10 protein-coding genes are annotated in these 14,534 nt (G+C 64.8%); 3 read left to right on the top strand and 7 right to left on the bottom strand.

All coding sequences use genetic code 11. From position 1 onward, the window contains the following. Nucleotides 1-197 precede the first annotated feature (197 nt). The 3 genes from metF (at nucleotide 198) to OUZ45_RS13905 (ending at nucleotide 2,673) form a co-directional block, all read left to right on the top strand. Nucleotides 198-1,025: a methylenetetrahydrofolate reductase [NAD(P)H] gene (gene metF / locus OUZ45_RS13915; protein ID WP_266170716.1), complete on the top strand. Its 828-nt coding sequence runs from the start codon at nucleotides 198-200 to the stop codon at nucleotides 1,023-1,025. Between the two features lie 28 nt (nucleotides 1,026-1,053). Next, nucleotides 1,054-1,680, top strand: coding sequence for a DUF4124 domain-containing protein (locus OUZ45_RS13910; protein WP_266170715.1), 627 nt, complete (start codon nucleotides 1,054-1,056; stop codon nucleotides 1,678-1,680). Nucleotides 1,681-1,755: 75 nt separating this feature from the next. Next, on the top strand, nucleotides 1,756-2,673 hold the full coding sequence (locus OUZ45_RS13905; RefSeq protein ID WP_266170714.1) for a branched-chain amino acid transaminase: 918 nt from the start codon (nucleotides 1,756-1,758) through the stop codon (nucleotides 2,671-2,673). A gap of 105 nt (nucleotides 2,674-2,778) precedes the next feature. Here OUZ45_RS13905 and OUZ45_RS13900 read toward each other — a convergent pair whose 3' ends face one another. The 7 genes from OUZ45_RS13900 to OUZ45_RS13870 form a co-directional block, all read right to left on the bottom strand. Further along, complete coding sequence (locus tag OUZ45_RS13900; RefSeq protein WP_266170713.1) at nucleotides 2,779-4,074, bottom strand: condensation domain-containing protein; 1,296 nt, start codon at nucleotides 4,072-4,074, stop codon at nucleotides 2,779-2,781. 5 nt (nucleotides 4,075-4,079) lie between these two features. Beyond that, complete coding sequence (locus OUZ45_RS13895; RefSeq protein ID WP_266170712.1) at nucleotides 4,080-5,048, bottom strand: glycosyltransferase family 2 protein; 969 nt, start codon at nucleotides 5,046-5,048, stop codon at nucleotides 4,080-4,082. Beyond that, nucleotides 5,045-6,388, bottom strand: coding sequence for a condensation domain-containing protein (locus OUZ45_RS13890; protein ID WP_266170711.1), 1,344 nt, complete (start codon nucleotides 6,386-6,388; stop codon nucleotides 5,045-5,047). The genes OUZ45_RS13895 and OUZ45_RS13890 overlap by 4 nt, the downstream gene beginning before the upstream one ends. After that, complete coding sequence (locus tag OUZ45_RS13885) at nucleotides 6,385-7,704, bottom strand: glycosyltransferase (protein WP_266170710.1); 1,320 nt, start codon at nucleotides 7,702-7,704, stop codon at nucleotides 6,385-6,387. Before OUZ45_RS13885 ends, OUZ45_RS13890 begins: the two co-directional genes overlap by 4 nt. 13 nt (nucleotides 7,705-7,717) lie before the next feature. Next, nucleotides 7,718-11,761: an amino acid adenylation domain-containing protein gene (locus OUZ45_RS13880; RefSeq protein ID WP_266170709.1), complete on the bottom strand. Its 4,044-nt coding sequence runs from the start codon at nucleotides 11,759-11,761 to the stop codon at nucleotides 7,718-7,720. A 610-nt stretch (nucleotides 11,762-12,371) separates the two neighbouring features. Next, on the bottom strand, nucleotides 12,372-13,658 hold the full coding sequence (locus tag OUZ45_RS13875; RefSeq protein ID WP_266170708.1) for a sensor histidine kinase: 1,287 nt from the start codon (nucleotides 13,656-13,658) through the stop codon (nucleotides 12,372-12,374). Next, on the bottom strand, nucleotides 13,642-14,328 hold the full coding sequence (locus OUZ45_RS13870; RefSeq protein ID WP_266170707.1) for a response regulator transcription factor: 687 nt from the start codon (nucleotides 14,326-14,328) through the stop codon (nucleotides 13,642-13,644). The genes OUZ45_RS13875 and OUZ45_RS13870 overlap by 17 nt, the downstream gene beginning before the upstream one ends. Nucleotides 14,329-14,534 lie beyond the last annotated feature (206 nt).

Here is a 14,534-nt window from a genome sequence, read left to right as displayed (position 1 = left end):
AAGGGCTTACCCCCTCCCAGCCTCCCCCTGCAAGCAAGGGGAGGAGCTAGAAGCTCGCGGCGACCTGCTCCCTCCCTTGCTTGCAGGGGAGGATTGGGGAGGGGTAAGCCCTTGCGACACCCCCACATAACGGCATATATCGCTTTATCGCGAGTAAGAGATATATACTCCCGGCATCGCCAGCCGAGACCTTTGCCATGCCGTCGATCAGCTTCGAATTCTTCCCGCCCAAGACCGACGAACAGCGTGAACAACTCGATCGCGCCGCGAAGCTGCTGAAGGCGCACGAGCCCGATTACGTCTCTGTGACCTTCGGCGCGGGCGGCTCCACGCTCAGTTACACCAGCGACACCGTGGCCCGCCTGCATCGTGATCACGGCCTGGACGTAGCCCCGCACCTTTCCTGCATGGGCGGCAGCCGCGCCGAGATCGCCGAACTGCTGGATGCGTACCGCGCCGCCGGCTATCGCCGCGTCGTCGCGCTGCGCGGTGACCTGCCCTCGGGCATGGCGACGCCGGGCGACTTCCGCTATGCCGCTGAACTGGTCAGCTTCATTCGCCAACACAGCGGCGACCATTTCCACATCGAAGTGGCGGCCTACCCGGAGACCCATCCGCAAGCCGACGATGCGCTGGCCGATCTGCGCCACTTCAAGGCCAAGGTGGAGGCCGGCGCCAACGGTGCGATCACCCAGTACTTCTTCAACGTCGATGCCTATTTCCGTTTTGTGGATGACGCGCGGCGATTGGGCGTGGGCGTGCCGATCGTGCCGGGCATCATGCCGATTTCCAATTTCAGCCAGCTCAAGCGCTTCTCCGATGCCTGCGGCGCCGAGATCCCGCGCTGGATCGTCAAGCGCATGCAGGCGCATGGCGACGATGTCGAGTCGATCCGCGAACTGGGTGCCGACGTGGTGGCGCAGCTATGCCATCGCCTGCTGGAAGGCGGCGCACCGGGGCTGCATTTCTACACACTCAATCGCGCCAAGGCGACGCAGGCGATTCTGGACCGGCTGCACGGTTGAGTCAGCGCCGCCAGCGTATGCTGGCGGGATGCGCCTTCCGTACCTCGCTCTTTTGTTGTTGTGCCTGCTGCCTTTCGCTCACGCGTTCGCACAAACCGGTGTCCATCGCTGTATCGGCGCGGACGGCAACCCGCTGTTTTCCGACCAGCCGTGCGCGGCGTTGAAGGCGACGCCGGTACAAGCCGCACCACGGCCATCCACGCCCGCCGCCCTTGCCCCGCCGGCCAACGAGCCGCCGCCGATCCTTTGCGCCTCCAACGTGGCCGAGTTGCGCCAAAGCGTGGCCGATGCCTTCGCCACCCGCGACCCCAATCGGCTGGCCGGCCTGATGCTATGGGGTGGCTATGGGCGCAGTGCCGCGGTCGCGGACATCCGTGCGCTGACGACCCTGATGCAACGGCCGCTGCTCGATTTCGGCGAAGACACGACCGAGTCGCACCAGCCTCCACCGCCGGCCAACGACATCTATAACCTCGACACATCGCCCATCGGAGGCAGCGCCAGCGGCGATCCATCACCAGCGCCCACGCCCACGCCGTCCGAACATCAATTGGTACTGCGCACCGCCGCCAGCGACGGCAGCGGCGTACCGCACGAGACCCGGTTCGCCATCGTCAGGCGCTCCGGTTGCCTGTGGCTGCGCAACGCGGAATAACGCCGTGGAAGCTGGCTGAAAGGCCTGCTCACACGGCAGCAGGTATCATGCCGCTCATTTTTCCGGAGAACCGACATGGCGCAGCAGTATCCCGAATGGATCTGGCAGAACGGCCAGATCAAGCCCTGGCATGAAGCCACCACGCACGTGATGTCGCATGCGCTGCATTACGGTTCCTCGGTGTTCGAAGGCATTCGCAGCTACGCCACGCCGGACGGCGCGGCGATCTTCCGCCTCACCGACCATCTCAAGCGGTTGTATCAGTCGGCCAAGATCTACGACATGGTGCTGCCGCACACGCAGGACGAGATCGCCGCCGCGTGTCGCGACGTGATCAAGAAGAACGGCCTCGGCGCGGCCTATCTGCGCCCGGTGGCCTACCGCGGCCTGGGCGGTTTCGGGCTGTCGGCTGAAACGCCGATCGACGTGGCCGTGGCCGCCTGGCCGATGGGCCCCTATCTCGGGCCGGAGGCACTGGAAAGCGGCATCGACGCCTGCGTGTCGAGCTGGCAGCGCTTCGCACCCAACACCATCCCAGCGGGCGCCAAGGCGGGTGGCAATTACCTGTCCGGCCAGCTGATCGCGCGTGAAGCGCGCCGCCTCGGTTTCGGCGAAGGCATCGCGCTGGCCTCCACCGGCTTGCTCAGCGAGGGTGCGGGCGAGAATCTGTTCCTGGTGTTCGACGGCGTGCTGCACACCACGCCGGCCAGCGCCTCGATCCTCACCGGCATCACCCGCCACACGCTGATCACCCTGGCGCGTGAGGACGGTATCGAAGTGATCGAGCGCGATATCCCGCGCGAATTCCTCTACCTCGCCGACGAGCTGCTGATGTGCGGCACTGCTGCCGAGATCACCCCGATCCGCTCGGTGGACGGCAAGCAGGTTGGCGCCGGCAAGGCCGGGCGCGTCACGCGTCGTATGCAGGAGCTGTTCTTTGGCTTGTTCAACGGCAAGACCAACGATCAGTGGGGTTGGCTGGAGCCGGTGTAAGCAGCCCCATCACGTCATCCGTGACATCCCCTGCCCTGCGCACAGGATGAGGCGGCGTGAGAAATGACGCGATGTGAGATGTGAACTCTGGCCACAACGCTCCACCTACTCACTCGCCGGCTCTAACACCCTCGCAAGCTCGGTCGCCCGTTCCCCACGGGCGACCTGCTCCCGCAACAGCTCCATGAAGACGCGCTCCAGTGCATCGACCTCGGCCAGGCTCATGCACTGTTCCTCGCCCACGTAGACGAAGCGCAACTGGCCGTGCAGCGAAAAGGCCAGGAGGCCGAGGATGCGCACGCCGAAGGAGCGCACGGACAGGCTGAATTCCTCCAGGCGAAACGGCGCATCCGGTTCCACCAGATCGATCGGCCCCAGGTTGGAAAAGGAAAACTGGTTCCAGTTGCCATTGCGGCTCAACGCATCACCGAGCCGCACAATGGAGCGGACCTTGTCGTCCGAAGGCGGCTTGAGCATCTCGCAGAAGCGGTACTTGCCGGGAATGTCCTGCAGCTCCTGCTCGATCTTCTCGCCCATCTCCCGATAGATGTCGCGCGCCCGCTCCCACAAATCGGCGCCGCGCTCACAGCCGACCGCGATCTTGAAGCTGCCGCCGCCAAAGAACAGCATGTCGTCCTTGAGCAGGGGCAGCCGCCCGCGCCGCGCATCGATCGGGCTGTCGATGCGCGTGGGCGCCCGCTTACCCAGAGCCGCTTGCAAAGCCTGATCAAGGACGGCCAGCAAGGCCGCGTGCATGGACACCCGCTCACGCCTGCAGCGGTGCTTCAAGGCGGCAGTCAGGCCCACATCCACTTGCCATTCCCGCCGCACGGGATCGCGGAGCAGCGGCTGGCGCGAAGGCGGAACCAGGCCGATCAGGCCATTGATCGCGGCGGCGGCCAAGCGGCGCTTCCACTCGTCCGGGCCATGCGCGTCGCCGGCGACGTCCAGGGGACTGAGCGGCGCATACGGCAGCAGCGCTTGCTCGCGGTGCAGCCCGCCGAGCAGCTCCTTCGCCACGATCAGCAGACTCATGCCGTCGCAGATGCGGTGCGCGGTTGTGATCAGCAACAGCCCGCCATGATCGGTGCGCAGCCAGGCCACGCGCAGCTGCGGCTCGTGAGGGGCGAAAGTGATCGCCTCTTCACGCTCGATTTCGCGGGCAAGATCCCGCTCCGACATGCACGTCGCCGCACGCAAAGGCACCGGCCCAGCGGCATCCAGCTCGTAGTACAGCCCGTCGCGCTCTTCGCGGATCAGCATGCGCAGCGCCGGATGTTTACCTTGCACGCGGTCCAGCGCGGCGCGCAGGCGTTCCATCGATAGCTCGCCGGCGATGGCGAGCCGATAACTGAGGTTGCCGTCGATCAGGTATTCGATCGTGGTGAGTTTGCGCTTCATGGCCTCTATTTCGCCGTGACCGACGAGCCACCAGCGAGCGCTTCGCGCCGCGCCGGCATCTTTTTGCAGAACGAAGCGATATGTGGATGCAGGCTTTCGAACGTGCCCAGCCGCCCCAGACGTCCATCGATGTAGCCCCAGGCGACCGCTAGCAGCTTGCGCAATTTCTGTGGCTCGAACAGCAGGACATTGAGCGACTGGTGCAGGGCCAGCAGGCCGCCCAGCCAATGCAGAGCCCAATGCGACCGGTACATGCGCAGGGTGAAAACACCGTTGCGCGCTCCGTAGTAGCGCCGCCAGGCCGCATGATTGGTGGTGAACATGCGGCCGTGGCGCTCGATATCGCCCGTGGTCTGGCGCATCGTCACCGCCGCATTCATATAGACCGGAATGCCCTGACTGTTGGCGCGCAACCCGTACTCGATGTCGATGTACTCAATGAAATAGTCCTCGCGAAATGCACCCAAGCGGCGATAGGCCGGCGCCGAAATCGCCGAGCCTGAGGAAATCACGAACAGGGTTTCGAACAGGCCTTCCGTCGGCTCGCTCATCTTCACCAGCTTGGGCCAGCGTCGTCCGGGCGGCAGCACCACCATGAACTTTTCGAGGTTGATCTCGTAGATCTTCGGGCCGAGGATGAATTCCTCGCGTTCCATGTGTTCGCAGGCCTGCATCATCGCGCCGAAGAAGTTCTCGCCGATGTCCGAATCCTGATCGAGCAGGAAGATCACCTCGCAGCCGCGTTCGAGCAGTATTTCGGCACCGCGGTTGTAGGCTCCAGCAAGCCCACCGCGATTGGCGTTGTGCAGCACCGTCATACCCCGCTGCCGCAGCAACTCGTAGAGCGCCAGGTCCGGCTGCGGCGAGTTGTCCACGGCGATCAGGTTCTGCCCAGCCGCCGCGGCTTTGTCCAGATTGCGCAAGAACGCTTCGGTGGGGTGGTAGAGCACGAAGATCAGGCCGTAGCTCTTCATAGGCTCTCCACGGGCAAGGGGCCGGCGCTCATGCCGGACGCGACCGATGCCGGCAATGCAGTGGCGGTCTGCAACAGCTCCATCGCCAGCAGGCGGATCTGCACGGCCTGCGCACACGGAAGCGAGCTCTCGTCCGAGATGAAAGCGATATCCAGCCGCTCTGCGAAAGCCACCATGGTGATCAGATTGGCAGGCGTAGGTTCCAGCAGCGCCGAAGGGGCATGAATGGCTTCCAGGTGGAGGCTGCCGTAGTCCTGCGTCGAGGCGTCCAGCCGCCCCAGGTAGGACAGTGAGACGCTGCGGCCGCTGCGCCGCGACCGTGAATAGGCGATCAGGCGATCGAACAGCGGATGCAGCCTTTCGAGGCCGAGCAGGCGCTCATAGACCGTTGACGCCAGGCGGTCGATCTTGCGGCGCATATCGTCGTTCAAGGCCCGCGCCAGCGCCCAGAAATCGGCCATCTCGTTGATGGTTTTGCGACCGCCGAACGACAGCTGCACGGTCGGTGCCATGGTGAACAGGGCGCCACCTTGCAGCGCCGGCAGGTAGCGCCGCACATCGACCGGCGCGACGAATTTTTCCACGCCGCGAGCGCCGCGCACCGACCAGCAGGCCAGCATGAAGGCCGTACTCAGGATGGCGAACACGCCAACGTCTTCCTGCTTGCTTCGCCGGACCAGCGCCTGCATCGCCGCAGGCTCGATCGACCAGCGCAAGGTATACGCCGGACCGTAGCTCAACGGCGGGCCGATCCGCTGCAGGCGGATCAGCCATTTGAACAATGTAGCCTTCCAACGGGCGCGCCGTTGCAGCCACCGGTCGCCCCGCGCCTCGGGTGGCACGACATCTTCGCTGTTGTTCAGCGCGAAACGGCGCCCGAGTTTCGCATCGGGGCGGCCACAGGCAGTGAGGATGTCGTGCATCAGTCCCACGGCCGAAAGGCCGTCGCAAATGCAGTGATGGCAGCTCAGCAACAATTCACTGCGCGCTGCACCACGGAGCCAGACCAGGCGCACCAGAGGCTGGCGCCGCCCGTCGAACAAGCGCTCGCATTCGAGGCGTGCCTGTTCCTGCCAATCGTCTTCGGTCTGTCGCTCAACGATACGCAGGGCCATGGGCGGAGGTGTTGCCTGCTGCACGAACCAGGGATGCCCGTCGGCGGCGTGCTCCACCAAGCATTGCAGCACGGCATGCCGGGCCTGCACGCGATCCAGGGCGAGGCGCAGGCGTTCCTCGTCCAGCGCGCCGACCACGGTCGCCGGCAGCACCAAGGCTACGGGTCGCTGGCCGTCCAAATACATGCCGCGCTCGAACAACGCAAAGGGACGCCTTGCCGTCATGCCACGCTCCATTTCTGTCCTTGGGATGCTTCGATGGCGGCCGGCTCGCCGAGCAAGCCCCAGCGCCGCAACTGACGCAGGGCCTCGCCCACGCCATCTTCAGCACGCACAGCACGGCCCAGCGCTTCCGCCTCCTTGATCATGGACGGCTGCTGCATCGCGGCTAGCGCCGTCGCCACGGCGTTCGCGTCCAGACGCTCGCGATCCAGCGCAGGCGGCGCCACGCCACGGCGCTGCAGGCAGCGCGCCCAGAACGGCTGGTCGCCGTAGAAGGGCACGACGGCCGAGGGAATGCCGGCGCGTGCGGCCGCAGCCGTCGTGCCCGCACCGCCGTGATGCACGGCGGCGGCCATACGCGGAAACAGCCAGTCGTGCGGCGCCTGGCGCAGGCCGTAGATTTGTTCGTCCAGCATCCCTTCGGGGATGTCCAGGCCCCCCCATCCGGCTGCGAGCACCGCGCGCTGGCCGCTCTTGCGCACCCCGTCCAGCACGGTGCGGGTGAACGCCGCCGCCTGATTGCTGACCATGCTGCCGAAACCGATATAGACCGGCTTCGGTCCCGCGGCGAGGAAGTCGCCGAGGTCGGTCGGCGGGGTCCAGGCCGGCGGATCGAAAAACCAGTAGCCGGTGACCTGGGAGCTGTCAGGCCAGTCCGCCGGCCGCGCCAGCACGTGCCGGCTGAAGCCGTTGATCACCTTGGCGTCCAGCGCCCCGCGCCCAAGATAAGGACCGTGCCAGGGATAGCGAGGCAGACCCAGCTGCGGTCGCACGATGTCGTTGATCGCCGGACGCATCACATGCCACACCAGCAGATACAGCAGATGGTGTGCTGCAAGACTGAGCGCGCCGGGCAGGCGTTCGCGCGAACCGCTCAGCACCATGGGCGGCAGCAGGCGCGAAGGCGTCAACGGCTGCAGCCGCGCGATCGCGAACGGCACCCCGCGCCGTTCGGACAGCGCCTTGGCCAGCAGGGTGCTGTTGCTGACCCCGATCAGCAGGCCGGCGTTCTCGCTCGCCGCCAGCCCTTCGTCGACCCAGTGCACGGCCCATTGCGCGTAGCGCTCGCGGAAGATGCGCGCCATCGCACGCAGGTCCAGGCCCTGATCGGCGATGCTGCGATCGGCCTCCAGCATGGCCTGGAAATCGGCGGTCAACGGGAAGAACTCCAGGCCCGCCTCGCGCACCAGCCCGGCAAAGTTGCCGCTGGTCGCGATGCGCACCGGATAGCCCGCGCGACGCAGCCCCTGCCCCAGCGCCACGCAAGGCCGCACGTCGCCCTGGGTACCGATAGTGAAGATCACGATGGGTTTATGCATGCCCGCGGCCCACTCAGGCATACACCGCAGCGAGATCCTGCTGCGCCGCCGGCAGCACCGGCAGTGCGGCTGGCACGCGTTCCTCCAGGATATCGGACAGGCGATGCCGCAAGACCGTGCCGATCTGCGCTGCCGGCGCGGGATCCAATACCGCCTCATGGTGGCAGGCCAGCTCATGCACTTCGATGCGCCGCGCGACAAAGGGCCGCCACGCCGAGGGCCGATGATCGAGGATCCCGTCCAGGTCACCTTCGCTCTCGGTAGCGTGGAAATAGAGCAGATCCAGATCCACCCTGTGCGGTGCGTATTGCCGCGCCAGATCCAGGTTGTTGCGCATCACCGCGAACAAGTGCTCGATGAATTGCGGATGGCTCTTGATGATCTCTTGCACCAGCGGGATCGAGCGCGCGTTGTAGCTATGCAGCAGCAGGGCGGCTAGCTCTTTGAGGGTCTGTGGCGCGTTCTCGCGCGCGTGATGGTGCAGCCCCAGGAAACTCAAGGCGGCCCGTACTTCCTTGGCTTCTTCGCGCGGCCGGTAGCGCTCGCTGGTCGTGAACAGGTAGCTGTCGATCATGGCCAGCAGCTCTACCCGTTCTCCCATCGCCAGCAACTGCTCGGCCATGGCGTGGCCGATCAGGCCGCCCAGCGAACGCCCGACCAGCCGGTACGGCCCTTCCGGCTGGATGCTCCGGATCTGCGCCAAGTAATCGCCTGCCACCTCCTCCATGCTGCCCGGTAATCGCGTGTCCCCGCGCAGGCCGCGCGACTGCAAGCCATACACCGGCACGGCGGGATCCAGATGGCGCAGCAAGCTGGAGAAGCCCAGGCTGAGCCCTATGATCGGGTGGATGCAGAACACCGGCCGCGGCTGTGCCTTGCCGACCTCGCGTAACTTGGGCGGCGCGCGCAACACGAGCACCTCACCCAGCGGATCGTCGTGCCCGCCGTTGAGCCGCTCAATAAGGACCGCCAGGCTGGCCACCGTGGAGGCCTCGAACAGGCTGCCCAAGGGCAGCTCCATACCGAACTCCTCAGGGAAGCTCGCCACCATCTCGATGGCGGTCAGCGAGTCTCCGCCGAGTTCGAAGAAATGGTCGTGCAGGCCCACCCGCTCGACGCGCAGCAGACGCTGCCACAACCCCGCCAATTTGCGCTCGACGGGGGTACCCGGCTCGACGAAGGCCGCGCTGCCGGCACGGTCCGGCGCCGGCAGCGCGCGACGGTCGAGCTTGCCGCTGGGCGTCAGCGGCATGGCGTCCAGCAGGGTGAAGCTGCCCGGCAGCATGTGCTCCGGCAACCGGCGCCCCAGAAACACACGCAACTCGTCGAGATCCAGCACGGAGGCGTCGCGCGGCACGACATAGGCGGCCAGCGCCACCGCGCCATGGGCGTCGCGCGGCGCAGTCACCGCCGCGGCGGCGACCCCAAAGTGCTGGGCCAGCAAACTTTCGATCTCGCCCAATTCGACGCGGTGCCCGCGAATCTTCACTTGGGTGTCGGCGCGCCCGATGAATTCGAGCAGTCCGTCGTCGCGCCAGCGCACCAGGTCGCCCGTGCAATACATGCGGCTGCCGTCGTCGGCGAAGGGATCGAGCGGAAAACGTTCTTCGGTCAGCTGCGGACGGTGCAGATAGCCCTTGGCCACTCCCGCGCCGCCGATGCAGAGCTCGCCGATGGCGCCCGTCACTGCCGGCCTTCGTGCGGCATCCAGGACGTAAAGGCGGGTGTTGAGAATGGGGCGTCCGATCGGCGGTGTGCCGGAACCGATCGCCTCGAGTTCGCATGCCGTGGACCACACCGTCGTTTCGGTAGGACCGTAGAACTGGGTCACCCGTGCCGCGGCGGCCTTGAGCCGTGCGGCGAGTTCCGCACTGAGGGCCTCGCCGCCGACCAGCACATGCACCTGTGCCAGGTGGGTTTCCGGACTGGCCAGCAAGATGCGCCAGAGCGAAGGCGTAGCCTGCACATGCGTGACACCGCTGCGCCGGATCAGGCGCGCCAGTTCCAGCGGCTGCTGTGCGGCGCCATTGCCAGCCATCACGACACAGGCGCCTACCGTCAGCGGCAGGTACAGCTCGAGTCCCGCGATGTCGAAGATCACCGTGGTGACGGCGAGGAAGCGGTCGCCAGCCATGGGTTTGAGCTGCAGCGTCATGCCCTGCAGAAAGTTGGCGAGATTACCGTGCGTCACCTCCACGCCCTTTGGGCGGCCGGTCGAACCGGAGGTATAGAGCACATAAGCAACACCGTCGGGCCGACTGAAGTCTGGCTCTAGCCACTGATCCAACGTGGAGTCGTCGAACTGCTCCGGCAACAGCCGCGCTACGCCCCCTATGGCCAGGCGGTCGTGGATCTCGCTGGTAGCTATCAGGGTGATCGGCGCGGCATCATCCAGCACCATGGCGATGCGCTCGGCCGGGCCGTCCGGGTCGATCGGCAGATAGGCCGCGCCGGCATGCATGATGGCCAGCAGCACGATCAACAACTGTTCGCTGCGCGGCAGCGCTACCGCGACGATATCGCCGGGCTCGATGCCGTCGGCGATCAGTTGCCGCGCCTGGCGCAGGCTGCGCTGGTGCAGTTCGCGATAGCTCAACACGATGTCGCCGAAGACTACCGCGGGTGCGTCGGGTGTCAGCGCGGCCTGCCGCGCGACCCGCGCAGGCAAGCCGACCGGTTCGACCGGCCCGGCTGTGTCATTCCACGCCACCAACAGGCGATGCCGTTCTTCCTCGCCAAGCAGATCAACCTGCTGCAAAGGCACGGACGGATCAGCCAGCACGCTCTCGATCAAGCGGCATAGGCGGCGCAGATGCTCATCCAGCTCTTCCATGCCGTACAGCAGCGGATTGGCGTCCAAGTCGAACCGCAGGCCGGAATCCGTGCCGCGGTCATAGACGAACACCATCAAGTCTTCCGCCGAACTGTTCGACAGGTTGTGCGACACCGTGCCGGCGCCGGCGAAATCGAGCTGGTAGTCGAAAGGTTCGATATTGATCCCTAGCCAGGCCACGCTGCGCCCCTGGCCGACTTGTGCAAGATCGCGGCGCACGTCTTCGTAGCGGTACTGCTGGTGACGCAGTGCCTGCCGCACCACGCGCGACACTTGCTCGAACAGCTGGGCGGCTGTGATGTCCGGCGCGAAATGCAGGCGGATCGCCACCACGTTGGCGAACATTCCCGGTGCCTGACGCGCCGCGGCGTTGAGCCGCGCCGACACCGGCATACCGAAGACCAGGTCGTCGGCGCCGGTGACGCGGTGGTAGTACGCCGCTACCAGGCCGATCAGGACCTGCGGCAGGCTCGCGCCCGTCACCTTGCCCAGCTCGCTGAGCCGCCGCGCGGTTTCCGGCGACAGGTAGCCCGTGCTGCGGCACAGGCGGTCGCCCAGGCCAGGACGATGGTGGTGGTGGTGGCGCGACAGGGTGACCGCCTCGGGCAGCCCGGCCAGCTGCTGCATCCAGTACTCGCGGTCGCGGCGGAAGCGGTCCGAGTGGCGGTACGCGGTTTCCATTTCGACTGCCGTTGCTGCAGGGCTGAATTCACACGGCGCGGGTTCGCGCCCTTCCGCCAAGGCCGTGTACAGCTCCGCCAAACGCCGCGCCAACAGTCCCCCACCGTAGCCGTCGAGCACGATGTGATGCGCGCGCTGATACCAGACGTAGCGCTCGTCGGCCAGTTTGAACAAAGCACTGGCCCATAACGGGTCCTGCTCCAGGTCCGGGTTCCGCGAGAACTCGTCCTGCATCCACGCTTCGGCAGCGGCGCGCGGGTCTGCCTCCGCGCTCATGTCGAAGAACGGGAAGTTGCCTGGATAGACAGGACGGATCACCTGCCTCGGCTTGCCGTCGTGCTCAACGATATGGATGCGCGCCATCTCGGCCTCGTCGACGAGGCGGTGTAGCGCGTGGCGGAACAGCTCCGGTTCGATCGGCCCGCAGATTTCCACGGCCTCGGCGATATTCATGATCGCGCCGCCAGCGTCTATTTTGTGATTCACCCACAGGCCGCGCTGAGCGGTCGTCAAAGGCAGGGTATCGTCGCGCTTGTCATTCATCGCATTACCTCCTGTCGCCGCTATCGCCGCACGCTTCCACTGCACCGCGAAAAACGCCATTGCCGACTGTATTTACCCGGACCTTGGATTAGCCCCGACCGGGAAGCCCACCCATAATCGCGGCCGAACACAGCCGCCCTGGCCGATATCGACCAAGTTTCAAAATCCCGCGTGACATTATTTTTTATACACACAGCCATCCGCATCGCCGCCTTTCAGGCGCCGACATCAGGTATGACTGCTCACTGGATAACCACTCGACAACGGAATGGGGATTCCGCCTTGCGTAGATGGAGATACGCTGGAACAAAGGCCCCTGACCGCTCTCGGCAGCGAGTGTCTATGCCGGGCCTGGAATTTGTCCACGGGGGGAAGTGTGCATTACGTCACGTTTTGTGCAACGCAACAGCATTTGTTTCCCGAAATGCGAAATTAATGGCGAAATATTCTCAAGCGACGAATCGAATCAATACACGCCATTTTCAAATACATGAAATCCGCGTCAAGGAACACATTATATGGACGCGTTAACAGATCAAACATGAAATGCTTGTCAAACGATTAATGTATTTAAAAGCGCATGCGCCCGCACATCGCAGCGAGCGAAATATTATTGAAATACAATGCTGGCGATGGCGCCGTTAGTGTCGGCGCGCGGACGCATAGACACGTCCCAGCCGTAGAGTTCGCACAGGCGCCGCACAATGGCCAGCCCCAGCCCCGCGCCACTGCCACCCGCACCTTCGCCGCGCACGCCACGCTGGAACAGTCGCTCCGCATCTTCCGGCTTGATGCCCGGACCGGTATCGACGATGTCGATGCGATCTTTTTCCACCTTCACCGTCACCATGCCTTCGAGCGTGTACTTGATGGCATTGCCGATCAGATTGGTCAGCGCCACCGACAATACCGAGGCCGGGGCGTTGATGTTCAACGATGCGTTCACCACCAACTCGACACCGAGCGGCTTGTCGCGCATCTGCGGACGCTGGCTTTCGATCACGTCGGAAGCCACCTTGGCCACATCGGTGGTTTCGCCACGGGTGGGGCCGCGACGTTCGGCACGAGACAACAGCAACAACGCTTCGATCAGTTCCGTGGCCTGACGCGATGCTCGCTCGATGCGCTTGAGGCGCTCGCGCAACTTATCGGTGAGATCCGGGGAGCCCTGCAGCAACTCGGTGGTGCTGGCGATCACCGCCAGTGGTGTGCGCAGTTCATGGCTCACGTCGGAGTTGAACTCGCGGTCGCGTTCCACCATAGCGGTCAAGCGGTTCGAATACTCGTCCAGCGCCAGCGCGAGCTCGCCGACTTCGTCGTCGGCGAAATGTGGGGCGAGCGGCTCGACCTTGCCGTTCTTGCGGAAGTGGCGGATGCGTGCGGCCAGCTCGCTGACCGGCTTGAGCACCTTGCGTGACAGCCACAGGCCAAGCGCCAGTGAAATCAGCCCGAACAGGAATACTGCGCCAATGACAGCGGTCAGCAGCTGACGCTTGCCAAGCTCCTCGCGCGACACGTCATAGCGGATAAAGCTGATGATGCCGTTCTCGCGATAGACGGCAAGCTTGTAGTGATGGATTTGCCTATCGTCGCCGGGCTCATTGATGTCATGCACGCCCGTGGGCAGGTTCTGCCACGCCAGTGGTGCCTTGTAGAGCGTGCGCTCGCTCTTGATCATGCCGGTCAATAGGCGCGATCCCGTACCAGGCTGGTCAGGATGCTCGTAAGCCTGTTGAGCGGCCCATTTGGCGTCGTCGAGCAGACTGGCATTCACCAGCTGGTCTTCCACTCTCGTGCGGATATTCAACGCAGAGAATGCAAACAGCGCACTAAGTCCGAAACCGAACAGCGCGAACGAAACGATCAGGCGAAACCTGAGCTTACGCCTGGACCGCATCCGGCTCGACCATCCGATATCCAATGCCATGCCGCGTATGAATCAGCGGCTTTTCGAACGGTTTGTCGATAGCGGCGCGCAAGCCGTGGATGTGCACGCGCAGGCTGTCGCTGTCCGGTAGCTCTTCGCCCCATACCCGCTGCTCCAGGTCCTGTCGTGTCACCACCGACGGACTGGCTTCCATCAACGCCTGCAGCAGCTTCAAACCGATCGGATTGAGCTGGATCGATTTGCCCTCGCGGCTGACGGTGAGCGTGTCCAGGTTGTAGGTGAGATCGGCCACCTTGAGCACGCGGCTCTGCGGACCCTTGCCGCGACGCGCCAGCACTTCCAGGCGTGCGGCCAGTTCCTGCAGCGCGAAGGGCTTGGTCATGTAGTCGTCGGCGCCGGACTCGAAACCGGTGAGCTTTTGCTCCAGCGCGTCGCGCGCGGTCAGCATTAGCACAGGCGTCTGTTTGTGCGCTTCATGGCGCAGCTTGCGTGCTACGTCCAGGCCATCCATGCCGGGCAGGGTCAGGTCGAGCACGATGACGTCGAAGTCGTGCACCACGGCAAGGTGGAGTCCTGTCACGCCGTCGCCTGCGAAATCGACCACATGGCCGCGATCTTCCAGGTAGTCACCGATATTGGTAGCGAGATCACTGTTGTCTTCGATCACCAGTACACGCATATGCCACTCCGTGTCGCCGCCGGCACCCGGCCGGCCATGGCGACAAGCTTAACAAGCTTGCATCGCGGAAGGTGGCGCCTGGCGGGCGGTAGTTGAATACCTGCCGGGCGACAGGCAACGCATGGGGCAAAGAAAAAGGCCCGGGTGCGCGACGAAGCCGCCTCACCCGGGCCCAAGCTACTGCCCCGATACCGTAATCTGCTGTC

It is taken from the genome of Dyella subtropica, assembly GCF_026283965.1.
Classification (GTDB): Bacteria; Pseudomonadota; Gammaproteobacteria; order Xanthomonadales; family Rhodanobacteraceae; genus Dyella_D; species Dyella_D subtropica.
This window is presented reverse-complemented; position numbering and strand designations above follow the sequence as displayed.

Excerpts from the sequence above, each read along its gene's own strand:
- OUZ45_RS13880 (WP_266170709.1), bottom strand. The coding sequence starts at position 11,761 with ATGAATGACAAGCGCGACGATACCCTGCCTTTGACGACCGCTCAGCGC.
- OUZ45_RS13885 (WP_266170710.1), bottom strand. The coding sequence starts at position 7,704 with ATGCATAAACCCATCGTGATCTTCACTATCGGTACCCAGGGCGACGTG.
- OUZ45_RS13910 (WP_266170715.1), top strand. The coding sequence starts at position 1,054 with ATGCGCCTTCCGTACCTCGCTCTTTTGTTGTTGTGCCTGCTGCCTTTC.
- OUZ45_RS13900 (WP_266170713.1), bottom strand. The coding sequence starts at position 4,074 with ATGAAGCGCAAACTCACCACGATCGAATACCTGATCGACGGCAACCTC.
- metF (WP_266170716.1), top strand. The coding sequence starts at position 198 with ATGCCGTCGATCAGCTTCGAATTCTTCCCGCCCAAGACCGACGAACAG.
- OUZ45_RS13870 (WP_266170707.1), bottom strand. The coding sequence starts at position 14,328 with ATGCGTGTACTGGTGATCGAAGACAACAGTGATCTCGCTACCAATATC.
- OUZ45_RS13905 (WP_266170714.1), top strand. The coding sequence starts at position 1,756 with ATGGCGCAGCAGTATCCCGAATGGATCTGGCAGAACGGCCAGATCAAG.
- OUZ45_RS13895 (WP_266170712.1), bottom strand. The coding sequence starts at position 5,048 with ATGAAGAGCTACGGCCTGATCTTCGTGCTCTACCACCCCACCGAAGCG.
- OUZ45_RS13875 (WP_266170708.1), bottom strand. The coding sequence starts at position 13,658 with ATGCGGTCCAGGCGTAAGCTCAGGTTTCGCCTGATCGTTTCGTTCGCG.
- OUZ45_RS13890 (WP_266170711.1), bottom strand. The coding sequence starts at position 6,388 with ATGACGGCAAGGCGTCCCTTTGCGTTGTTCGAGCGCGGCATGTATTTG.